This is a genomic window from Klebsiella sp. GG_Kp175 (assembly GCF_040062325.1).
GTDB lineage: Bacteria > Pseudomonadota > Gammaproteobacteria > Enterobacterales > Enterobacteriaceae > Klebsiella > Klebsiella quasipneumoniae.
Window position 1 is genome coordinate 161,653 of sequence record NZ_JBEAFX010000003.1, and the last position, 21,555, is coordinate 183,207.

Here is a 21,555-nt window from a genome sequence, read left to right on the forward strand (position 1 = left end):
AAAAGCCGCGACTTAGCGCGGCCTGAGTGGTGAGCATGCTCAAAACGAGGTTAGTTGTTCTTCCCCCGCCCTTCACCCGCGTGCCAGATGCGCTCGGCATAGCGGCCAATCACCGCCAGCGAGACGGCAAGGATCAGGAAAAACAGCACCTTGTGCATCCCGTTCCAGAAAAACTCAAAGAAGCGGGTATAGAGATTGATCGCCAGGAAGGTTAACCCAAAGCCGCGCAGCATGGCGTCATCGGTTTTCAGGCTGATAAAAATGCAGACGCCGGCCGCCGCGGCAAACAGCAGCCCCCACGGCAGGAGTCGCGCCTGGCTTACGTTGTACCAGCTGTCAGCGTCGTAATTGCCGAAAATCGACAGGATCCACAGCGCAATAAACAGGTACGTGAGGCCCATCGCCTTGCTGACGGTAAACAGCTGACGCTGGCGAAGCAAGGGCTGCGCGCCGTAGCAGAGCGCCAGCAGCGCGCCGCCGAACAGGACGAAGCGAATCGGGTAGTTCATGCCCAGCCAGTAGGCGCCCCACCCCGAGACGTAGCCGGTTTCTGCGCCAAACCAGTTGCCCAGCGCCAGCAGAAAAAAAAGCCACACCAGCCCGGAGCGGGCAACATAGCCGATAGCGCCGTAAATCATACATCCGGCCAGAAACAGCGGCGCGATATGGCCGCTGCCGTTATCCAGCCGTTCACCCAACTGCCATAGCGCCACCGCGGTAAAGACGACGCCCAGAAACAAAATCGCCTCGGTGCTGTAGTGCCACTGCGTCTCCCGCTGCTGGCGGCGAAAACCCCAGCCGTAGCAGGCGACTGCCAGCAGTGCAGGCAGCAGGATCCGCGTCAGCGCCGAGTGGCTGAACAGGCTCAGCAGCCACGCCACCAGTTCGCTGTCGGCAAACAGACTGCCCAGAGCAATCAGCACGCAGGCCAGCGCGGTCCAGAAGGCATAGCGGCTCAGGCGCCGCCAGTCGAAGGGGGAGACGCGCAGCGTGTGCGCCAGCCGCTGACTGTCCGCCGGGGTTAACTCCCCGCTGGCCTGCCAGGCGTTCAGCGCGCGCTGAATAATGCGCTGCTCTTTTCGGGTTACGTTCATAGGCATTCCTTGAGACTGATGACAAACCTGTTTTCGCTAATATGCTCGCCTTTTTGCCGGGTGGCGGCGTACGCCTTACCCGGCCTACAAACCCAAATCACCGCGGGTCCTGGGGCTGCTGAAACTGCCGGTGCTGGCGGCCTCAACATCGCTGAGACGTTCCCGGCAGGCCGGGGCAGCCCGCATGGATGCGGGCTGAGGGCCGTGTTTTGCATGGACGCTGCCTCGGCCCGACCCGAAGCCTGCAGGGATAAGTCGAAGGCACCACGAAGTGGCGATGTTGCTGGCCGGAGCCCGGGGGTACAGGGGGCGGCGGCGACTGGCCGCCCCCTGTGCGCTCCCTGCGTCATGAGAGATATAACGCAGAAGACTAACCGGGAGCGCAATGTGCGCTGAAGTCGCAGATAACATAAAAGACTTCCCTGCAGTGCTTTCCCTCATCCTGCCCCTCTCCCGGAGGGAGAGGGAACCGTCCAGCAGCCCGGCCGGGCAATACCCGAAGATGGCACATTCTCAACCATCTGAGTCCTTGTCATGAATGTTGGTCCAGCCACGTCAGCGCCTGCTCGCCCGCCTCGTCCATCGGCAGGTAGACCAGCAGACGCGAACCATTGCGCGGCGCCGAATACCAGTACATCTGCTGCAGGCTGAATCGCCCGAGCTGCGGGTGGTTAAAATGTTTAATCTGGTTTTCCACGCCGCGCACCTCGTAGCGCTGATGCCACAGCGCTTCAAACTCCGACGAGGCGGCGAAAAAGCGCGCCAGTTTGTTTTCCCATGCCGGATCGCCACGGTGCTCGGCCATCGCGGCGCGGAAATAGGAGACAAAAGTCGGCAGCACATCGCGATTTTCAATCCGGCTGCGCCAGGTCTCATGGGTCAGATACAGATAAATGCAGTTGCGATCTTCTTCCGCAAGGGTGGCGAAATCGACACCCATCAGGCGGCAGAAGCTGTCGTTCCAGGCCACAATATCAAAGTTCGGTTTTTGAATGCTGGCCGGCTGCGGCATCAGGCTGTCCAGCATGCGGCGGGTGCCGGGGCTGATGCCTTCGCACGCCGTCACCTGGGTGGCTTCCGGCGGGGTCAGCCCGGCGAGCACGAACAGATGCCGGGTCTCCAGCGGACTGCACTGCAGGGCATTCGCCACCCCCACCAGCACTGCCTCCGACGGATTCACCTCCCGCCCCTGCTCCAGCCAGGTGTACCAGGTAACGCCGACGTCGGCGAGCATCGCCACCTCTTCCCGGCGCAGACCCGGCGTGCGTCGGCGGCCCACCCGGGGTAACCCCAGGCGCTGCGGATCGAGGCTTTCACGGCGGGCGCGCAGAAACGCCCCCAGCTGTTTGCGCCGATCGTCCGGCACGGCGAACGTCGACTCCCGTTGCGGCATCGTGGTCATCACCCCTCCAGCATGGTAGTTCCAGTACCAGTATAGACAGGAACTGGTACCCGTTTAATTTATCGGTAATGCTACGTCGGTCTGCTGAATGACGCAATGGAGATTCCCATGAAAACGTCTGCTGTTTCACCCGGCCGCGCCGGTCTGTTGCTGCTGCTGGGCGGCCAGATGCTGCCGCTTATTGATACCTCGATCACCAATGTGGCGCTGGACGCAATCACCCATACCCTGGCGGCCAGCGCCACGCAGCTGGAACTTATCGTCGCGCTCTACGGTGTCGCCTTTGCCGTCTGCCTGGCGATGGGCAGTAAGCTTGGCGATAACTATGGCCGCCGGCGCCTGTTTATGTGGGGCGTCGCGCTCTTTGGCATTGCTTCCCTGCTGTGCGGCATAGCGAACAGCATCAGCGCCCTGCTGGCCGCCCGCACTCTGCAGGGCGCCGGTGCGGCGCTGATTGTGCCGCAGATCCTCGCCACCCTGCACGTCACCCTCAAAGGCCCGGCCCACGCCCGGGCTATCAGCCTGTACGGCGGGATCGGCGGGATCGCCTTTATTGTCGGACAGATGGGCGGCGGCTGGCTGGTATCGGCGGACATCGCCGGACTGGGTTGGCGCAACGCCTTTTTTATCAATGTGCCGATCTGCCTGCTGGTGCTGGCCCTGAGCCGCCGCTATGTGCCGGAAACCCGTCGTGAGACGCCGTCGCGGATTGACTGGCAGGGCACGCTGTACCTCGCCCTCATCCTCTGCTGCCTGCTGTTCCCGATGGCCCTCGGTCCGGAGCTGCGCTGGCCGCTGTGGCTGCAGCTGATGCTGGTGGCGGTCCTGCCGCTGCTGTTCGCCATGCGTCAGAGCGCCCTGCGCCAGCAGCAGCGCGGCGATCATCCCCTGCTGCCGCCGCGTCTGCTGCAGTTGACCAGCATCCGCTTCGGGATGGCCATCGCCCTGCTGTTTTTCAGCGCCTGGTCCGGCTTTATGTTCTGCATGGCACTGACCATGCAGGAGGGGCTGGGTATGGCGCCGTGGCAGTCCGGCAATAGCTTTATCGCCCTCGGCGTGGCCTATTTTATTTCGGCGCTGTATGCCCCGCGGCTTATCGCCCGCTACAGCATGGGGCGGATCCTGCTGACCGGTCTGGCGGTGCAGATCGCCGGTCTACTGCTGCTGTGCGCCACCTTCTCCCGCTTCGGGATCGCCACCACCGCCCTGACGCTGGTCCCCGCCACGGCGCTGATCGGCTACGGCCAGGCGCTGATCGTCAACAGCTTTTACCGGATTGGCATGCGCGATATCAGCGCCAGCGACGCCGGGGCCGGGAGCGCCATCCTCAGTACCCTGCAGCAGGCGACTCTCGGCCTTGGGCCGGCTATCCTCGGCTCGCTGTTCCTGGCGCTGGCCCGTCGCGGCGGCGGAAACTATCCGCAGGCGCTGATTGATTTTCTGCTGGTCGAGGTGGCTATGATGCTATTGCTGGGGGCCATCGCGCTGTGGCTGCGTCATCATCTCAACCGACAGCCGGCGACGGTAGCGTCGTAATACCGGCGGCGGTGATTTGCATAATCGTTATCCAGCGGTCATCATACCCGCTGGATATTCAGGAGACGTTATGCAGGAATTAATATCGCAAATTGCCGCCTTAGGAATCGAAATAACTCCCACCCGCTCGCTGATGATTATCTTCGGCATTATCTTGTTCACCGCCGTCGTCGTGCATCTGATATTGCACAAAGTGGTACTGCGCGCTTTTGAAAAACGGGCATTGGCCAGCAGCCATCTGTGGCTGCAAATCATCACGCAGAATAAACTCTTTCACCGACTGGCCTTTACCCTGCAGGGGATCATCGTCAACGTGCAGGCGGTGCTGTGGCTGCAAAAAGGCAGCGAGGCCGCGGAAATATTAACCACCGTGGCTCAGCTATGGGTGATGATATATGCCATGCTGTCCTTCTTCTCGCTGCTGGATGTGATCTTAAAGCTGGCGCAGAAATTTCCCGCCGCCTCTCAGCTGCCGCTGAAGGGGATATTCCAGGGAATAAAGCTGGTGACGGCGATTATTATCGGCATCCTGATTATTTCCCTGCTGATAGGCCAGTCGCCAGCGATCCTGATTAGCGGGCTCGGCGCCATGGCCGCGGTGCTCATGCTGGTATTTAAAGATCCGATCCTTGGCCTGGTGGCCGGTATCCAGCTCTCGGCCAACGATATGCTCAAGCTTGGCGACTGGCTGGAGATGCCGAAGTACGGCGCCGACGGCGCGGTGATCGATATCGGCCTCACTACGGTCAAGGTACGTAACTGGGATAATACCATCACCACCATTCCGACCTGGTCGCTGGTCTCCGACTCGTTTAAAAACTGGAGCGGCATGTCGGCCTCCGGCGGCCGCCGCATTAAGCGCAGCCTCAACATCGACACCACCAGCATTCATTTCCTCGATGAACAGGAGCAGCAGCGCTTGATCCGGGCGAAGTTGCTTAAACCCTATATGGATTCGCGCCACGAGGAAATTAGCGCCTGGAACCAGCAGTATGCCGGGGAACAGTCGGTTCTCAATGAGCGGCGAATGACCAATGTCGGCACCTTCCGCGCCTATCTGCAGGAGTATTTACGTCATCATCCACGCATCCGCCAGGATATGACCCTGATGGTGCGCCAGCTGGCGCCGGATGCCAACGGCTTGCCGATCGAGATCTACTGCTTCACCAACACCGTGGTGTGGGCGGAATATGAGGGGATCCAGGCGGATATTTTCGATCATGTCTTCGCCGTGGTGGAGGAGTTTGGCTTACGCATTCATCAGACGCCCACCGGCAACGACATTCGCGCGCTGGCGGGCGCCTTCTCCCGCTGACCTCAGGCGCTGGCGCGGGCTATCACGCGCCAGTCCATCATCACCCGCTCGACGGCAGCGTCGGGATCGTCGATGCGTTTCATTAACAGATCCACCGCCGTGCGGCCGATCGCCCGGGAGGGCTGTTCAACAGTGGTCAGCTGCGGGGAGACCACTTCCGCCAGCTCGGTGCCGTCGAAGCCGATCACCGCGATATCCTCCGGCACCCGCAGTCCAGCCTGGTCAATTGCCCGCAGCGCCCCGGCGGCAAGGGAGTCCGAAACGGCAAACACCGCGTCGGGCTTCTCGTCTTGCGACAGTAGCTGCTCCATCGCCCGTTTACCGGCCGCCGCGCTAAGATCCTGCGCGTAGGTCACCTGCTGATACGCCAGGCCATGCACGTGCAGCACGCTTTTATAGCCGCGCTCGCGCAGGCGGGCGTAGCGATAGCTGAGGTCGTGATTAATGAGCGCGATGCGGCGGCGGCCGCCGTCGGCCAGCCGGGACACCGCCCCCTGAGCCGCCTCGACGTCGTTAATCCCGACGCAGGAGATGCTGCCGGTATCGGCATACTCCGCACACTGCACCCAGGGCGCATCGCCAATCATGGTGGTCAGTTCCGGCAGGCTGGAGAGCGCGTTCATGGTAATAATGCCGTCGACCATTTTGCCGGAGAGCAGCTGCAGGCCCGAGGTCGAGCGGGCCAGATCCGACCCGGAATTACACAGCAAAATGCGGTAGCCGTTCTTCTCCGCCTCTTCTTCTATCCCTTTCACCACCTCGGCGCAAAAAGGGTTAGCGATATTGGAGACCATCACCAGGATCATATTGCTGCGGGCGGTTCGCAGCTGACGCGCCAGCAGGTTCGGCTGATAGTTGCTCTCTTTGATCGCCTGCAGCACGCGCTCACGGTTTTTGGCTTTTACCGTATCGCTGTTGTTCAGCACCCGCGACACCGTGGCCACCGAGACGCCGGCCAGACGAGCAATTTTCTGAATAGACATAAACCCTGCACTTCCTGCGATAGAGGTGGATCCTGCAGGCTATCATAAATGAGCTCTGGTTGGCCTGCCAGCCTGGCGCGAAAGCGTGGCTCAGTGAGACGGCGTCTCGGGACACTATTAATAATCAGGGCTTCTCTCCCGCCCCGATAACGCGCATCCTTTTGCCGTTTCATATTCTCATTAGCGCAGGAGGCGCAACAGACCGCCTGCGCCCCATTTGTGCTTTTATGATTAAGGATGATATCCCCATGAGGCTCTCCACCACGATTCTCGCCCTCAGCTGTGCCCTGGCAACGATCACCGGCTGCACCTCGTCAAAATCGTCACCGGAACGCCACGCCTACGCGTTCGTCGCCCACCGCTCCGATTTTGTCGGCGGCAACTTCACCGTCAACCGTCAGGAAAATTACCGTTTAAACCTGCCGACCTTCACGGCGATGTACGCCCGCGGCCAGCAGGATAAAGCCGCTGGCATGAACGAAAGCGACGCCCGCCGCACCGCGGAGGCCATCAAACAGCAGGCGGCGCAGGGCACCCGCACCGAGCACGCCTTTACCGGCAACGCCAGCGACAAATGGGATAATGCAATGGAAAATAAAGATGCCGTCCTGTTCGGCAACGAACTCTCCGGTGCCTATCTCGACGGCTATCTTGGGGTGAAATAATCCTTCGCTCCCCCGCCCTCAGCGTTCGACGCTCACCCAGCGCTGCTGCTGATGGCTTTTGACGATCGCCTCGATGATGTACATCACATCGGCGCCGTCGTCGAAAGCGGCGAAGCGCCGGGCCCCGGCCTCCGGCATCTTCCCGGCGCGCACCGCCTGATAAAAATGCCCCATCATATTCTTAAAGGCGTCCGGCCAGCCCTCAATATGGCCGCCGGGGTAATGGGCGCTGTCAGCGATCTCCGGCCGCAGCAGGCTGGGGTCGTCGCTGAGCCGCCGATCCGGCTGCTCGCGGTGGCCGATCCACAGCCGCTGGGGCACTTCCTGATCCCAGGCCAGAGAACAGCGGCTGCCGTTAACCTCCACCGCCAGACGGTTTTTCCGCCCGGCGCTCACCTGAGAGACCATAAAGCTGCCTTTGCTACCATCGTCAAAACGCAACAGCACCGTGCCAAAGTCCTCAGTATCGACAGGCCGGGTTTCATATCCCTGCGCCTCGTGAACGGCGCTGAAGGTCGCTTGGCCATTGACCGGCGCTTTACGCGTCGGCCAGACGATAGACAGATCCGCCATCACCTCGACAATCCGCCGACCGGTCATAAACTGCACGGTATCGCACCAGTGGGAGCCGATGTCAGCCACCGTCCGCGATGCGCCGCCCTGCGCCGAATCAACCCGCCAGTTGTAATCGGTCTCCAGCAGCATCCAGTCCTGTAAATAGCTGCCGTGCGCCGCGAAGATCCTGCCGACCTCGCCATGGCGGATCATCGCCGCCGCCTGCTGGACCATGGCGAACTGTCGATAGACGAAGCTGACGCCATGCACCACGCCGGCCCGGGCGGCAAGCGCCACCAGCTCCCGCGCCTCCTCCGCCGTCATACACAGCGGTTTTTCGGAGAAGACGTGCAGCCCGGCGGCGAGGATCTGCCGGTTAATCTGGGCATGCAGATGGTTCGGCGTACAGTTATGCACCACCTGTAGCCCCGGATGGGTCAGCAGCGCTGCCACGCTGTCGTAGGCATGGGCAATATTCAACGCTTGCGCCTTGCGCTGCGCCGCCTCAAGGCTGCTGTCGCACAGCGCCACCACCTCGATATCCCCCAGCCGCCGCAGCGCCTCCAGATGCGCCGGGCCAATAAACCCAGCCCCAATAATCGCAACCTGAATCATGTTATTCCCTCCCACCGGCGGCAAAGTCATCGAAGGCCCGTCCGGCAACGGGAATGATATGGCGACGAATAAACTCGCTGCCCTCGCGCGCGCCGGTCTCGGCATCCTTCAGGCAGCACTCCCACTCCAGCACCGCCCAGCCGTCAAAATCATATTCGGTCAGCTTACTGAACACCCCTTTGAAGTCGATCTGCCCGTCGCCGGGAGAGCGGAAACGGCCAGCCCGCTGCTGCCAGGGCTGATAGCCGCCGTAGACGCCATTGCGCCCGTTGCGGCGAAATTCGGCGTCCTTGACGTGAAACGCTTTAATACGCGCATGATAGATATCGATATAGGTCAGGTAATCCATTTGCTGCAGATGCAGGTGGCTCGGGTCATAGAGCATATTGCAGCGCGGATGGTTATCCACCCGCGCGAGAAAACGCTCAAAGGTCACGCCATCGTGCAGGTCTTCGCCGGGGTGGATCTCGTAGCAGACATCGACCCCCTGCTCGTCGAAGAGGTCCAGCAGCGGCCGCCAGCGCCGGGCCAGCTCGGCAAAGGCCTCATCCAGAAGCGACTGATTATGCGGCGGCCACGGATAAAAAAAGGGCCATGCCAGCGCCCCGGAAAAGGTCGCATGCGCCTGCAGCCCCAGGCGGCCGGAGGCCACCGCCGCCTGGCGCACTTTCTCCACCGCCCAGCGCTGGCGCGCCTGCGGATCGCCGTGCAGCGCCGCCGGGGCGAAGGCGTCAAACGCCGCGTCATACGCCGGATGCACCGCCACCAGCTGTCCTTCAAGATGAGTGGACAGCTCGCTGATGACCAGCCCATGCTCCGCCAGGGTGCCGCGGACCTCGTCGCAGTAGGTCTGGCTCGCCGCCGCCCGCTCGACATCGAAAATCGCCGGGTGGTTGCAGGGGATCTGCAATGCCTTGTACCCCAGGCCGGCGGCCCACTGCGCCATCCCCGCCAGGGTGTTGAACGGCGCCTGCGGGCCGATAAACTGCGCCAGAAAAATGCCCGGTCCCTTGATCGTTTTCATACCCCCTCCTGTAAAATTAGTGCGGCTCTTTCTCGTTGTACTGGAAAGAGAAAAGGAAAATCAGCGCGATAACCGCGGCGGCCACCGCCGGGATCCACCAGAAGGTCACCCAGGCCTGCGGCACGCTCTGGCCGGCCACCAGATGGTTATACAGCGCGCCGGAGATCTGCGAGCCCAGCAGCATGCCGATCCCGTAGGTGAACATCACAATCATGCTCTGCGCCTGGCCTTTGACCTTCTCGCCCGCCACGCGGTCGGTGTAGATAAAGCCGACGACAAAGAAAAAGGCATAGCGAACAAACCACGCCGCCATGCCGATAAGCAGCATGTATTTCACCCCGAGGCGACGGAACAGCAGCGGGATCACCAGCATAAAGACGATCTCTGACATCTGGCCGAAGGACATCGCGGTGCTGACATCCTTAACGCCGGCATCCGCCAGATACGACGCGGTATAGGCGTAATAGGTGCCTAACGGCACGGAAATTAAGGTGGCGCAGAGGGAGAAAATCAGGAAATGGCGGGTTTTCAGCAGCGCGAAGGCGTCCGCGCACAGCAGATCGCGAAACTGAACCGGCATGCCTTTGGCCGGCGCCGGGGTGTGGGGCAGCGTCAGGCTGTAGATCGCCAGCGCCACCGAACAGAGCGCCGCCACGGTGAAGATGCCGGTGGTGTCAGAGATGCCGGTCACCCCGATGCAGATCCCGGCGATAATCCAGCCGATGGTGCCGAACACGCGGACCACCGGAAAGGTTTTATCGACGTTAGCCAGGCTGTGGAAGGCGATATTGTTGGTCAGCGCCAGGGTCGGCATATAGCACAGCGTATAGCCGAACAGCAGGCCAATCAGCAGCGCGCCATTCTGCGCCACCAGCGCCTGGGGGACAAACCACAGGATCGCCGCCCCGGCCAGGTGCATCACCGCCATCACCTTCTGCGAGGCGAAAAAGCGATCCACCAGCATCCCTAGCACAAAGGGGGACAGGATGGAGGCGATCGGCCCGGCGGAGAACGCATCGCCGATCAGCAATGACATCTCATAGCGGGTCATCACCAGCCCCAGGGTCACCGACCAGCTGCCCCAGATAAAGAACTGCATAAACATCATTAACGACAGCCGCGGCACCAGAAAACGGTGGCTCACGCGGACACTTTCCCGACCTTCTGTTGTTGTGACCATGTTGCTCGCCCTCAGAAAAGTAATCGATTACAAAATCGCTCCAAACAAAAGTAATCGATTACAAAAAGAAGATCGCCAGGCAAATGCCCCACCTGCGAAGAGGATCACAATAAAAAGCCAGGCAGCCCCGCCGGACGGCGGGGCATCTCGCTTACGCCGGGCGGCGCAGCAGTTTGAAGGCGATAAACAGGAACAGGATCCACACCGGCAGCAGGATCGCCGACAGGCGCATCCCGTCGATAGTGCACATCAGCGCCAGAATCAGCCCAAGGAAAGCAATGCAGAAGTAGTTGCTGGCGGGCGCCAGCAGCGCTTTAAACTTCGATTCACGCCCTTTGCGGCGCTGGGCGGCGCGGAACTTCAGGTGCGCCATACAGATCATGATCCAGTTCAGCAGCAGCGTCGCCACCACCAGGGCCATCAGCAGTCCCAGCGCTTCATGCGGCAGCAGGTAGTTCAGCACCACCACCAGTGAGGTGATAATCCCCGAGAGCAGCAGAGAGTTCACCGGCACGCCGCGCTTGCTGACGCGGGCGAGGAACGTCGGCGCATTGCCCTGCACCGACAAGCCGAACAGCATCCGGCTGTTGGAGTACACGCCGCTGTTATACACCGACAGCGAGGCCACCAGAATGACGAAGTTCAGCGCGGAGGCCACCAGGTTGCTGTCGAGATGATGGAAAATCATCACGAACGGGCTACTGTCGGATTTGACCTCCACCCACGGGTAGAGCGCCAGCAGCACCACCAGCGAACCGATATAGAACAGCAGGATACGATAAACCACCTGGTTGACCGCTTTTGGAATGCTCTTTTCCGGGTTTTGCGCTTCAGCGGCGGTGATGCCGATAAGCTCCAGCCCGCCGAAGGAGAACATGATCACCGCCAGCGACAGGATAAGACCGTGCCAGCCGGTGGCGAGGAAGCCGCCGTGTTTCCACAGGTTGTCGAACCCGGCTTTGCTGCCGCCGTGGCCGCCAAACAGCATCCACAGGCCAAAGGCAATCATGCCGATAATCGCCAGCACTTTTATCAGCGCAAACCAGAACTCCGCTTCGCCATACAGGCGCACGTTGACGAGATTGACGGCGTTAATAATAAGGAAGAAGGCCGCCGCCCAGATCCAGGTCGGGACGTCGGGCAGCCAGTACTGCATGTAGATCCCGGCGGCGGTCAGCTCCGCCATTCCCACCAGCACGAACATCACCCAGTAGTTCCAGCCGGAAAGGAAGCCGGCGAACGGGCCCCAGTATTTGTAGGCAAAGTGGGCAAAGGAGCCGGATACCGGCTCTTCCACCACCATTTCGCCCAGCTGGCGCATGATCAGAAAAGCGACAATCCCGGCAACGGCGTAACCCAGTAATACCGCCGGACCGGCCATCTGGATAGCGGGACCAATGCCGAGAAACAGCCCGGTGCCAATCGCGCCGCCAAGGGCGATAAGTTGAATGTGTCGGTTCTGTAAACCGCGATGAAGCGTCGGGCCGCTCTCTTCTACGGCATCCGACGACGTTGACGCGTCTTTCACGTCGTTCCCCTGTGTGTTTTTGCGAAGGGGCACCTTTTATCACTAAGGGGGGATTGTCGCAAGTTGCGAGGGGCGAGCGTCAGCCGCCCGCCCCGCTTTTTTTAGCGTCAGAAGTCGTAGCTCATTGAGACGCGAACGGTACGCGGATCGCCTTCGAACAGGTAAGTACCGGTATCGTCAATGCCGGACCAGTACTTCTCGTTGGTCACGTTGGTCACCCCGACGCGCCAGGTCATTTCGTTCTGGTCGGCGTTCAGACGCATACGATAGCGCAGGCCTAAATCCAGGGTGGTGTAGCTATCCAGCTTTTTAGTGTTGGCCGCATCGGCATACTGCGGACCGCTATGATTCACACGCGCGGTCGCGGTCAAGCCTTCCACTGGCTTGATGTCATACTCGGCGCCGAGCACCGCGTAGAAGTTTGCCACCCCGATGGCATCTTTACCGTCGGTTGCGCCTTCAGCGGTTTTAGTCTGTTTTGCATCCAGCCAGACGGTACTGGCGTTAAGACGCAGTCCCAGCATCGGCTCGCCAAAGACGTTCATCTCTACGCCGCGGTTACGCTGCTCGCCGTCGAGGCCGTAATTGCCAGCGGTATCGGAAATGGCGTTCGGTTTTTTGATTTCAAACAGCGCCAGCGATCCGCCGATCGTACCGTAGTCGATCTTGACGCCCACTTCGTCCTGCTTCGAGTGCGCGATACCGGTGCTCTCACCGGCATTGGCCGCCGTCGTCGGCGCCACGGAACCCGGCTGCAGCGCTTCGGTATGGTTAGCATACAACGACAGCGACTCCCACGGTTTGTACACCAGGCCAAACGTCGGCATCCAGCGGCTTTGGGTATAACGCGAGGAAGTATCTTCCAGTCCGGTGGCGTTTCTGTAGTTGCGCACGACCACTTTCTGATGGCGAGCGGCGGCGGTAAAAAGCACTTTATCGTTAAAGAAGCCGAGGGTATCGCTCAGCAGCCAGCCCTGCGTACGACTGCGTGAGGTGACCAGCGGATCGTGGTAGTTACCGCCAAAATAGGCGTTATCCGGCATGGCCACATCGCGGTTGTCATAGATATTGGTGGTCGGATTCTTCGCCGACATCCGCCAGGCGGTGGCATCGGTATGCACCTGCGCCGCATAGCCGAGGTTCACCTTATGCGAAATCGCGCCGGTATTAAAATCGCCGCGAACCCCGCCCATGCCGCTTATCGCGTCGATGATGCGGTTAGTATCCAGGCGGCCAACCGTGGCATCGCCGTTTTTATTGAGCAGCTTCGGCGCGCTGTAGGTGCCAATTTCATGCGAATGCTGGCCGCCAAGGGCGCTGTATACCGTCCAGCTATCGGTCAGGTCATATTCTGCCTTCGCCATGCCGAATTCGCTTTCGATATCGCTATAGCCCCACTTCTGGCTGTAGTTTTTGCTGTTGTCCGGCAGCGCCGGGACGAAATCCACGCCGCTGATATTGACGCCCATCGTACCGCCGTGGAACGTTTTCTTCTGGTAGCCGAAATCCAGCGAGGAGCGGAAACGGTCGCCACGGTAATCAAGTCCCAGCGAAGCCAGCGTGGTACGGCGTTTATCGTTATCGATAGCGCCTTCACCCTCGCGATGCACCAGGTTGACCCGGGCGCCGAACTGGTTGTTGTCGCCGAAACGCCGCCCAAGGTCGAGGGTGCCGCCCACCTGAGAATCAGAGGTATAGTCGACGCCAACGCGCGCGGTCGGCAGATCTTCCGCCCGTTTCGGCTCAAGGTTAATCATCCCGCCGACGCCGCTGCTGGCCGCACCGTTAAGCAGGCTATTGGCCCCTTTAAAGATTTCAACGCGCTCCAGCATCTGGGTGTCCATCACCTGACGCGGCACCACGCCCGCCAGGCCGCCAATGGTCATATCGTCGCCATCGAGCTTAAACCCGCGGATTCGATAGGTCTCGGCGAAGTTGCCGTAGCCCTGTACGGCCTGCACGCCAGCGTCGTTACTGACGACATCGGCGATGGTTTTCGCCTGCTGATCCTGAATCAGTTTCGAGGTATAGCCGATAACGTTAAAAGGAACGTCCATCGCCTTTTGTTCGCCAAGCATCCCCAGACGACCGCCGTGAGCGATCTGCCCGTCGAGGAATGCCGGAACCACCAGGTCGCCGCCGGATTTAAAATCGCTGGTTTCGTTAGCCTCGACGATCAGAGTCTCTTCGCCAGGCTGCTTCGCGGCCACCGCCGCCTGGCTGGCGGCGCCGATGGCTAAGACCAGCAGCGTTTTACGCAGCGGGAAGGATGAATAGAGCGTGGTGTGCATAATTTGCCCCGTGGATGAGGATAAATGAATCAAAGGGCCCGTCGTCGGACCCGTTATTTTTATTGCGCGTTCAGGTCAATGCGTACGACGCTGTCCGGGCCTTTTGTGGAGTGGTCTTTATTGAAGGGCTGTTTGACGGTGACAAACAGCGTCTGACCATCGGCGGAGAGCAGCATACTGTTAGGATTGGCCGGTAACGCCCAGCTTTTCTTCAGCGTGTAGCGGCTGGCGTCAAGGCTGATGACCTTGCCGGATTCTCGCTGTGAAATATAAATTTCCTGGCGTTTCTTATTGAACTGCACCGCCAGCGAATCGCCGACGTCGAGCTGTTTAAGCAGCTTGCCGCTGTGGATATCCAGCACCAGCGTGGTTTTCGCTTTCGAGTTATCGGTCACGAACAGGCGGCCGGTGTCGCTATCTTCAGCCATATTAAGGAGCAGCGCTGGCTTGTCGCCCAGTGGCTTCCAGCGCTGTTCAATGCGCTGGTTATCTGGGTTGATCACCAGAATTTCACCGCTGCCGTTAGCGGCGTATACGCGCCCGGTTTGTGCGGAGTAGTGCAGTCCGGTCATCCATTTACCGGTATTTGTAATGCGTGTTTTCAGCTTCAGGGAGGTGGCATCAACCACCCAGATTTGCGCCGGGTCGGCGACCGCGCCAACGTAGAGAGTATTGTTCAGCAACAGCAGCTGACGCGCCCCATAAGGGCGTCCTTTTTCATTGCGCTCGCTGAACAGCAGGCGGTTTTTGACCTTGCCGGTAGCGGTATCGATAGCGCTGATGCCGCCGTCCAGCGAATTGCTGACATAAAGCGTTTTACCATCCGCAGAGAGCTGTAAAGCGAAGTTTTTCAGATCGGTATGCGTCAGGCCGATGGTGTTGAGGGTTTGCGGATCCAGTGTGTAAACCGCCCCACCCTGCACATGTTTAAAGCCTTCGGCGCTGGCGACGTACAGCGCATCACCCTGCGGGCTTAGCGCCATCTCGTACAGTCCTTCCGCTAGCTGGCGCTGCAGCGGTTGCGCCACGTTAGGGGCTGGAGAGTCGATAACCGATTGGGAAACGGCAGAGGAATGATGCGTCGCGCAGCCGCTTAACGCCGCGCTGATGGCCAGCATCAACGCCGGAAGTGTGTATTTCATTGGATCAACCCTATAAAAAATCAATGACCCGATGGACGCGCAGCGGCCGATATTGTGTGTTTCCAGCCTGCTGTCTTTACGTCACCCTACGCCTTCGCGACTCTTTGTGAACGACTCACTGGCGCAGCTCGAACCTTGCCTGACATGCAAACAAAAAAGAGAATGAGAACTATACGCATTATCTAATGTCAGGCAAGCCCTGGCGGGCAAAAAAGATAATCTGCTAATTTTTTTTACGGCAATGGCGGATAACGGGGGGAAGAAAGGATCCGCGAAGGGAAAAAGAGTCCCGGAAGCGAGGCAGTGCCCCCTCCCGGTTTCAGGGCCAGAAGGCGCAGGATGTGTCGCCCATCTGGCGCAAAACGACAAATGCCTGCGCTATTTCGCTGAGCGGCGGTTAATAGCGCACCATCACCGACTTCAGCTCCGTGTAGTCATCGATAAACGCGCTGCCGAATTCGCGCCCGATGCCCGAGCCCTTCATGCCGCCGAACGGTACCGCCGGGTCGAGGAAAGTATGCATATTGACCCACACGATGCCGGCCTCAATCGCCTCCGAGTAGCGTAGCGCCAGGCGAATGTTATCCGACCAGACGCTGGCCGCCAGGCCATACGGCGAGGCATTGATCCGCGCCAGCGCCTCGTCTTCACTGTGATAACCGATAAAACTGCACACCGGGCCGAAGGTCTCCTCGCGCATCAGGGTGCTCTCTTCGCTGCGCACTTTGACCGCCGTCGGCTGCAGGAAATAGCCCTCCCCCGGCAGGGCTTCGCCGCCGCAGACGATGGTATCGCCCTCGTCGCGCGCGGTCTGAATGAGCCGCAACACTTTGTCATACTGCTGGCGGTTGGCCAGCGGCCCCATCAGCGTGCGCTCATCCAGCGGCGATCCCGGCGCGAAGGCGCTGAGCTTATCTTTCAGCAGCGCCAGCACCGCATCCAGTTTACCCTGCGGCAGATAAAAGCGCTCCGCGGCGGCGCAAATCTGCCCCTGGTTCAGGTAGCCGGCTTCCAGAATGCCGTTGACCATCGCCTCCGGCGTCAGATCATCCAGGAACAGCGCGGCGTTTTTGCCCCCCAGCTCAAGGGTCACCCGTTTACCTGACGCACTGGCCGACCGCTGGACTTTCTCGCCAGTGGCCACCGAGCCGGTGAAGCTCACCTTGGCGCAGGCCGGATGGGTAATCAGCCGCTGAGCAATCTCGCCGCCGGCGCCGTTGACCACGTTAATCACCCCGTCCGGAATACCCACCGCTTTCGCCAGCTCCGCCACGCGCAGCAGCGTCAGCGGCGTATACTCGCTCGGCTTGAGAACAATGGTGCAGCCGCAGACCAGGGCCGCCGCCAGCTTCCAGACGGCAATCATGATAGAGAAGTTCCACGGCACGATGCCCACCACTACCCCCAGCGGCTGACGGCGAGTGAAGGCGGTATATTTCTCCCCGGCCATCGACGGCAGCGACACATTCAGGGTTTCGCCGGTGACTTTCCCCGCCCAGCCGGCGAAGTAGCGCAGGAAAGCGACCGATTGATCCAGCTCGAGCATGCGCGCCAGCGTGATGGTCTTGCCGGAGCAGAGACTTTCCAGCTGCGCCAGCGCTTCGCGATGCTCAGCCAGGGCATCCGCCAGCTTCAGCAGCAAGGTTCCGCGCGCCAGCGTCGGCATTTCGCGCCACTGATTAAACGCCTGGCGGGCACTCTCTACCGCGCGATCCGCCTGGTCGCTATCCGCCGCGGTGACCTCGGCGATCGCCCGCCCGGTGGCAGGGTTGATCACCGCAAACGGCGCGCCGCGGCCCGCCTCTCGCTCACCGGCGATAAACTGCCCGTGCGGCTGGCGTAAAAAGGCGGTCACTTCCGCCAGTAAGGTTATCTCGCTCATCGTCAGTACCCGTTTTTTCAGCAACGTTGGCCCATCACAGCACGGCTTCCCGCCGCCGCCTATCGTTCTAAAGAACGTCATTCTTCCGGACGATATTCAACGCCCGCGCGGCGTGCTGTGATGAGGCACTTGAGCGAGGCAAGACCACAGGGTAACGCGATGAACATCAAAATCGATGCGCTGAACTACTACGGCGCGACGAAGAAATACCACCTCCATTTTCCGGCGCTGCGGGAAGATATTGAAGCCGACGTGGTGATTATCGGCGGCGGCTTCTCCGGTATTAACACCGCCCTTGAGCTGGCGGAACAGGGCATCACCAACGTGGTGGTGCTGGAAGCGCGCCATCTCGGCTATGGCGGCACCGGGCGCAATGGCGGCCAGGTGATGGCCGGTATCGGTCACGACATCGAAGCGGTGAAAAAGCACGTCGGCAAAGAAGGGCTGGAAACGCTGTTTAAAATAGCCAACCTTGGCGCGGGCATCATTCGCGAACGCATCCGCAAATATAATATCGACGCCGATTTCGTCCCCGGCTATGGCTATCTCGCTTATAACCAGCGGCAACTGAAAACGCTGCGCCAGTGGGAGAAGGAGTTTAAGGCTGCCACCCCGGATGAAGAGATCGAGCTGTATACCGGGAAAGAGGTGCAGCAGGTGGTGGGCTCCGAGGTCTACTGCGGCGCGCTGAAACATATGGGCGGCGGCCAGATCCATTCGCTCAATATGCTCCTCGGCTCGGCGCAGGCCGCCCATTCGCTGGGAGTGAAGATCTTCGAATCCTCGCCGGTGGTGGAGGTGAATTACGGCAAACAGGTGCGGGTACGTACCGCGATGGGCAGCGTCAAAGCCGCCAAACTGCTGTGGGCCTGCGACAGCTTCCTCAACAATATGGAGCCGGAGATCTACAACAAAACGCTGGTCACCTACTCCTATCAGGTATCGACCGAGCCGCTCTCCGATGAACTGATCGAGCGCATCAGCCCGCTGCGCGGCGCCTTCAGCGATATTCGCCCGGTGATTAACTACTACCGCGTCACCCGGGAAAACCGCCTGCTGTTCGGCAGCGCCACCCGCTTTGTGGAGTATACGCCGAACGATTTCGCCGCCTGGAACCGCACCCTGCTGGCGGAGGTCTTCCCCTATTTGAAGGATGTGAAGATCGATTTCGCCTGGGGCGGGCCAATGGCCTGTAGCGCCAACCTGTTTCCACAGATCGGCACGCTACGCGATCACAACAACGTCTTTTACGTCCAGGGGTACTCCGGCTTCGGCGTCACCCCATCGCACATCGTGTGCAAAATCCTCGCCGAAGGGATCAACGGCGGTTCAAACCGCTATCGTCTGCTGAGCAGCATCCCCCACGCGACCATCCACGGCCGTGACAGCCTGCGCCTGCTGCTGGTCACCGCCGGAAAATTGATGCATCAAACCGCCGGTTTCTGGAAAGGCCGGAGTTAACCAGGAGAACGCTATGCACGCTTTTAAACTTAAACACCCGGTGCCCGACCTGCAGCCAATCGGCAGCGTCAGCCTGCTCGGCGCGACGCCGACCGCCGGCGACCCGCAGGTGGCCGGGGCGATGATCTACGGCGAGCCGCAGGATGCCTTTACCTGCGGACTGTTTTCGTCCACTGAAGGGAGCTTTACCATGACCTATCCGTTTACCGAACACGCCACCGTGCTGGAAGGCGAAGTGGAGTTGACCGTCGCCGGCGGTGAACCGCAGCGCTTTGCGCCAGGCGATAGCTGGTTTGTTAAACAGGGCACCGAAGTGGAGTGGAAAATCCTGACGCCGCGCTTTGTGAAGCACTACCTGGCGAACGTCGAGACGCGCTAACGCGCTGATACTGCCCGGCGGCGCAGGGGGGACCCGGAGGCGACGCATTGTGCCTTCTCCGGGCTACCAAATCGCACAGCGCTGTAGCCCCGGTAAGCGGCAGCGCCACCGGGGGTTTTGAGGCCGCCAACACCGGCAGTTTCAGTCAGCATGGTGAATAAATTAAAGGCAGGCCGCGCGGACCGTAGGCCGGGTAAGGCGCTAGCCGCCACCCGACAGAAACAGGCGCAACGTGGCAAGACGGATGGCCCCGGTTTTCGGGGTCATCTTGTTTATCCACCCTCACATTCATGGACTGCGTCACAGAATCATGCGCCACCCTCCACCTTCCGGACGATATTCGTTGAGCAGGATGCCCGCCTAAATTATGACTATCCGGGAGTGGCGCTGGCTATTCCCTGCCCTACCCCATTATTGTGCAGAGGTTGACTATGTTTAGTAACAGACTTGCCAGCCATCTTGAGCGCGGCGTCGTCGGCTTCCCGACCACCCTCGCCAGCTCCGTCGGGCTGATTATGGCCAGCCCGGTGATCCTGACGGTGACCAGCGGCTTCGGCATGGGCGGCGATACCTTCGCGCTGGCGGTGCTGCTGGCCTTTATTATGATGCAGGCGCAGGTCACCACCTTTGCCGAGGCGGCAACGCTCATTCCCACCACCGGTTCGGTGTACGACTATATCTCCTGCGGCATGGGCCGCTTTTTCGCTATCACCGGCGCGCTGTGCGCCTATCTGATCGTCCATATTTTCGCCGGGACGGCGGAGACGATCCTGGCGGGCATTATGGCGCTGGTGAACTTCGAATCGATCAACGCCCAGATGGCCGCTCACCAAAACACCTGGATGGTGGGCGTCGGCATGGTGGTGATTTTCGGCCTGCTGAACACCATCGGCGTGGAAATCTTCGGCAAGGTCGAAGTGGTGCTGACCTTCGGCATGTGGACCACGCTAACCATTTTCGGCCTGTGCGGCATTTTTATGGCGCCGGTGACTCATCTTTCCGGCTGGTTCGGCACGCCGCTGAACGTTAGCGATATCAACGGCCTGTTCGGCTATATCGGCATGGCGATGTTTATGTTCGTCGGTTGCGAACTGGTGACGCCGATGGCGCCGGAGATCAAACAGGCCCACCGCACCATACCGCGGGCGATGGCGCTGGGCCTGCTGGGGGTCGCCAGCTGCATGTTTATCTACGGTGCGGCGATCAACCGCCAGGTGGAGAATACCGTGCTCGACGCGGCCAACAACATCCATCTGCTGGATACGCCGATGGCGATCCCGGCCTTCGCCGAGCGGGTGATGGGCCACGCCGGCCAGTACTGGCTGGGGGTCGGGCTGCTGCTGGCGGGCTGCGCCACCATCAATACGCTGATGGCCGCCGTGCCGCGCATTATCTACGGTATGGCGCTGGACGGCGCGCTGCCCCGCTTTCTGACCTGGCTGCATCCGCGCTTTAAAACGCCGGTAATCGCCATCGCCATCGGGGTGGCGATCCCCTGCCTGCACGCCTGGTATCTGAACGGCGATCTGGACCGCATCGTGCCGCTGATCCTCGCCGCGGTCTGCGCCTGGGGCGTCGCCTATCTGCTGGTGACGCTGTCGGTGGTGATGCTGCGCATTCGCCGCCCGGACCTGCCGCGCGCCTACCGCTCGCCGTGGTTCCCACTGCCGCAGATTATCTCCAGCGTCGGCATTATCATCGCTATCGTCAATATCACCCCGCCGGGGATGGACAGTCGCCAGGTGCTGGTGCCGTTCGGCATTATGCTCGGCCTGACCGCCGCCTACGCCCTGTTCTGGACGGTGTGCGTGCAGCGCGTCAATCCGTTCAAGCCGCTGGTGGTGGAAGAGGTAGTGGAGCGCGCCATCAACAACTACGAAAAACAGACCCGCGGGGAGATGACGCCAGATGTCCTCCGTCCCCTGGTTTGAAACGCCGTTAATGAACGCGGTGCAGCGCGATCTGGCCGGCTGGCCCTGCGAAAAGCTGAGCGAGCGCAGCGCGCTGCTGCGCTTGAACAACGCCACCGCCGTGACCTTCAGCGTGCGTCAGAAGCGGCTGTTTATGGCCAGCATTCACAGCTGCGAGTTTGTCGTCGAGGGGCCGGTGACCCGGCCCGTACGCGGTAACATTCGCGCCCATCAATCCGGCTGGTGGAAACGCCAGCCGATCCGCTTTATCGGCGGCAAAGGCAGCGAGGCACTCGCCGGCTATCTCAACGGTTTTCCTAATCTCCAGCAGACCTTAAGCGAGCTGGACTACCGCCGCTTTTCGCTGACCTTTGACGGTCGCGGCTGGCGCTGCAGCATTGAACCCTGGGCCGCCAGCGAAGTGGTCTGTAAAATGCCGCCGCTGCGCCGTTATCTGCGGCTGGAAGCGCAGCAGCGGATGCTGCTGCTCAGCGTGCTGGCGATGACCGATCAGGCAGTAAGTCAGTGGATGCGCGGTGAAATCGTAGAAGAGAAAGCATTGACTTCCCCGCCATCACCGCGGGGAAGCTGAG

General features: G+C 60.6%; 17 protein-coding genes. 7 read left to right on the forward strand and 10 right to left on the reverse strand.

The window, feature by feature from the left end; all coding sequences use genetic code 11:
* Positions 1-50: 50 nt before the first annotated feature.
* Both ABLU73_RS06755 and ABLU73_RS06760 read right to left on the reverse strand, forming a co-directional pair.
* Positions 51-1,094: a DUF2157 domain-containing protein gene (locus ABLU73_RS06755; RefSeq protein ID WP_108450631.1), complete on the reverse strand. Its 1,044-nt coding sequence runs from the start codon at positions 1,092-1,094 to the stop codon at positions 51-53.
* Positions 1,095-1,626: 532 nt separating this feature from the next.
* Positions 1,627-2,496: a helix-turn-helix transcriptional regulator gene (locus tag ABLU73_RS06760; protein ID WP_004202474.1), complete on the reverse strand. Its 870-nt coding sequence runs from the start codon at positions 2,494-2,496 to the stop codon at positions 1,627-1,629.
* A gap of 108 nt (positions 2,497-2,604) precedes the next feature.
* Here ABLU73_RS06760 and ABLU73_RS06765 point away from each other — a divergent pair, with 108 nt between their 5' ends.
* Positions 2,605-4,032 (forward strand): MFS transporter, encoded by a 1,428-nt coding sequence (locus ABLU73_RS06765; RefSeq protein WP_004202473.1) that lies wholly within the window; start codon positions 2,605-2,607, stop codon positions 4,030-4,032.
* A 70-nt stretch (positions 4,033-4,102) separates the two neighbouring features.
* Positions 4,103-5,347 carry a mechanosensitive ion channel family protein gene (locus ABLU73_RS06770; protein ID WP_004202471.1) on the forward strand — a complete coding sequence of 415 codons (1,245 nt, stop codon included), beginning with the start codon at positions 4,103-4,105 and terminating at the stop codon, positions 5,345-5,347.
* A gap of 2 nt (positions 5,348-5,349) precedes the next feature.
* On the opposite strand, the gene ABLU73_RS06775 is transcribed toward ABLU73_RS06770, so the two are convergent.
* Entirely contained in the window at positions 5,350-6,330 is a 981-nt protein-coding gene (locus ABLU73_RS06775; RefSeq protein ID WP_017900840.1) for a LacI family DNA-binding transcriptional regulator, read from the reverse strand.
* 248 nt (positions 6,331-6,578) lie between these two features.
* Between ABLU73_RS06775 and ABLU73_RS06780 the strand changes: the two genes are divergently transcribed.
* The gene (locus ABLU73_RS06780; protein WP_017900839.1) at positions 6,579-6,995 is read left to right on the forward strand and encodes an Exc2 family lipoprotein; all 417 of its coding nucleotides are present in this window, start codon (positions 6,579-6,581) and stop codon (positions 6,993-6,995) included.
* Positions 6,996-7,013: 18 nt separating this feature from the next.
* On the opposite strand, the gene ABLU73_RS06785 is transcribed toward ABLU73_RS06780, so the two are convergent.
* The 7 genes from ABLU73_RS06785 to ABLU73_RS06815 form a co-directional block, all read right to left on the reverse strand.
* Positions 7,014-8,165: a Gfo/Idh/MocA family oxidoreductase gene (locus ABLU73_RS06785; RefSeq protein ID WP_146411337.1), complete on the reverse strand. Its 1,152-nt coding sequence runs from the start codon at positions 8,163-8,165 to the stop codon at positions 7,014-7,016.
* Between the two features lies 1 nt (position 8,166).
* The gene (locus ABLU73_RS06790) at positions 8,167-9,189 is read right to left on the reverse strand and encodes a sugar phosphate isomerase/epimerase (protein ID WP_004202459.1); all 1,023 of its coding nucleotides are present in this window, start codon (positions 9,187-9,189) and stop codon (positions 8,167-8,169) included.
* A 16-nt stretch (positions 9,190-9,205) separates the two neighbouring features.
* Positions 9,206-10,333, reverse strand: coding sequence for an MFS transporter (locus ABLU73_RS06795; RefSeq protein ID WP_348850141.1), 1,128 nt, complete (start codon positions 10,331-10,333; stop codon positions 9,206-9,208).
* Positions 10,334-10,520: 187 nt separating this feature from the next.
* Entirely contained in the window at positions 10,521-11,897 is a 1,377-nt protein-coding gene (gene pheP, locus ABLU73_RS06800; protein WP_032455670.1) for a phenylalanine transporter, read from the reverse strand.
* Positions 11,898-12,004: 107 nt separating this feature from the next.
* Complete coding sequence (locus ABLU73_RS06805; RefSeq protein ID WP_264923972.1) at positions 12,005-14,188, reverse strand: TonB-dependent siderophore receptor; 2,184 nt, start codon at positions 14,186-14,188, stop codon at positions 12,005-12,007.
* Between the two features lie 59 nt (positions 14,189-14,247).
* A complete protein-coding gene (locus tag ABLU73_RS06810; protein ID WP_032425844.1) occupies positions 14,248-15,330 on the reverse strand; it encodes a YncE family protein in 1,083 nt (360 codons plus the stop codon).
* Between the two features lie 397 nt (positions 15,331-15,727).
* Complete coding sequence (locus ABLU73_RS06815) at positions 15,728-17,212, reverse strand: aldehyde dehydrogenase family protein (RefSeq protein ID WP_049004398.1); 1,485 nt, start codon at positions 17,210-17,212, stop codon at positions 15,728-15,730.
* A 159-nt stretch (positions 17,213-17,371) separates the two neighbouring features.
* Between ABLU73_RS06815 and ABLU73_RS06820 the strand changes: the two genes are divergently transcribed.
* The 4 genes from ABLU73_RS06820 (at position 17,372) to ABLU73_RS06835 (ending at position 21,554) form a co-directional block, all read left to right on the forward strand.
* Positions 17,372-18,673, forward strand: coding sequence for an FAD-binding oxidoreductase (locus ABLU73_RS06820; RefSeq protein WP_264923968.1), 1,302 nt, complete (start codon positions 17,372-17,374; stop codon positions 18,671-18,673).
* Positions 18,674-18,686: 13 nt separating this feature from the next.
* Entirely contained in the window at positions 18,687-19,052 is a 366-nt protein-coding gene (locus tag ABLU73_RS06825) for a cupin domain-containing protein (protein WP_002892824.1), read from the forward strand.
* A gap of 431 nt (positions 19,053-19,483) precedes the next feature.
* A complete protein-coding gene (locus ABLU73_RS06830) occupies positions 19,484-20,983 on the forward strand; it encodes an APC family permease (protein ID WP_264923966.1) in 1,500 nt (499 codons plus the stop codon).
* Positions 20,961-21,554: a DUF3156 family protein gene (locus tag ABLU73_RS06835; protein ID WP_114507951.1), complete on the forward strand. Its 594-nt coding sequence runs from the start codon at positions 20,961-20,963 to the stop codon at positions 21,552-21,554. The genes ABLU73_RS06830 and ABLU73_RS06835 overlap by 23 nt, the downstream gene beginning before the upstream one ends.
* The last annotated feature ends 1 nt before the right edge of the window (position 21,555 follow it).

What these genes read in the sequence shown, in the direction of transcription:
- ABLU73_RS06755 (WP_108450631.1), bottom strand. Translation starts at nt 1,094, where the DNA reads ATGAACGTAACCCGAAAAGAGCAGCGCATTATTCAGCGCGCGCTGAAC.
- ABLU73_RS06760 (WP_004202474.1), bottom strand. Translation starts at nt 2,496, where the DNA reads ATGACCACGATGCCGCAACGGGAGTCGACGTTCGCCGTGCCGGACGAT.
- ABLU73_RS06765 (WP_004202473.1), top strand. Translation starts at nt 2,605, where the DNA reads ATGAAAACGTCTGCTGTTTCACCCGGCCGCGCCGGTCTGTTGCTGCTG.
- ABLU73_RS06770 (WP_004202471.1), top strand. Translation starts at nt 4,103, where the DNA reads ATGCAGGAATTAATATCGCAAATTGCCGCCTTAGGAATCGAAATAACT.
- ABLU73_RS06775 (WP_017900840.1), bottom strand. Translation starts at nt 6,330, where the DNA reads ATGTCTATTCAGAAAATTGCTCGTCTGGCCGGCGTCTCGGTGGCCACG.
- ABLU73_RS06780 (WP_017900839.1), top strand. Translation starts at nt 6,579, where the DNA reads ATGAGGCTCTCCACCACGATTCTCGCCCTCAGCTGTGCCCTGGCAACG.
- ABLU73_RS06785 (WP_146411337.1), bottom strand. Translation starts at nt 8,165, where the DNA reads ATGATTCAGGTTGCGATTATTGGGGCTGGGTTTATTGGCCCGGCGCAT.
- ABLU73_RS06790 (WP_004202459.1), bottom strand. Translation starts at nt 9,189, where the DNA reads ATGAAAACGATCAAGGGACCGGGCATTTTTCTGGCGCAGTTTATCGGC.
- ABLU73_RS06805 (WP_264923972.1), bottom strand. Translation starts at nt 14,188, where the DNA reads ATGCACACCACGCTCTATTCATCCTTCCCGCTGCGTAAAACGCTGCTG.
- ABLU73_RS06810 (WP_032425844.1), bottom strand. Translation starts at nt 15,330, where the DNA reads ATGAAATACACACTTCCGGCGTTGATGCTGGCCATCAGCGCGGCGTTA.
- ABLU73_RS06815 (WP_049004398.1), bottom strand. Translation starts at nt 17,212, where the DNA reads ATGAGCGAGATAACCTTACTGGCGGAAGTGACCGCCTTTTTACGCCAG.
- ABLU73_RS06820 (WP_264923968.1), top strand. Translation starts at nt 17,372, where the DNA reads ATGAACATCAAAATCGATGCGCTGAACTACTACGGCGCGACGAAGAAA.
- ABLU73_RS06825 (WP_002892824.1), top strand. Translation starts at nt 18,687, where the DNA reads ATGCACGCTTTTAAACTTAAACACCCGGTGCCCGACCTGCAGCCAATC.
- ABLU73_RS06830 (WP_264923966.1), top strand. Translation starts at nt 19,484, where the DNA reads ATGTTTAGTAACAGACTTGCCAGCCATCTTGAGCGCGGCGTCGTCGGC.
- ABLU73_RS06835 (WP_114507951.1), top strand. Translation starts at nt 20,961, where the DNA reads ATGTCCTCCGTCCCCTGGTTTGAAACGCCGTTAATGAACGCGGTGCAG.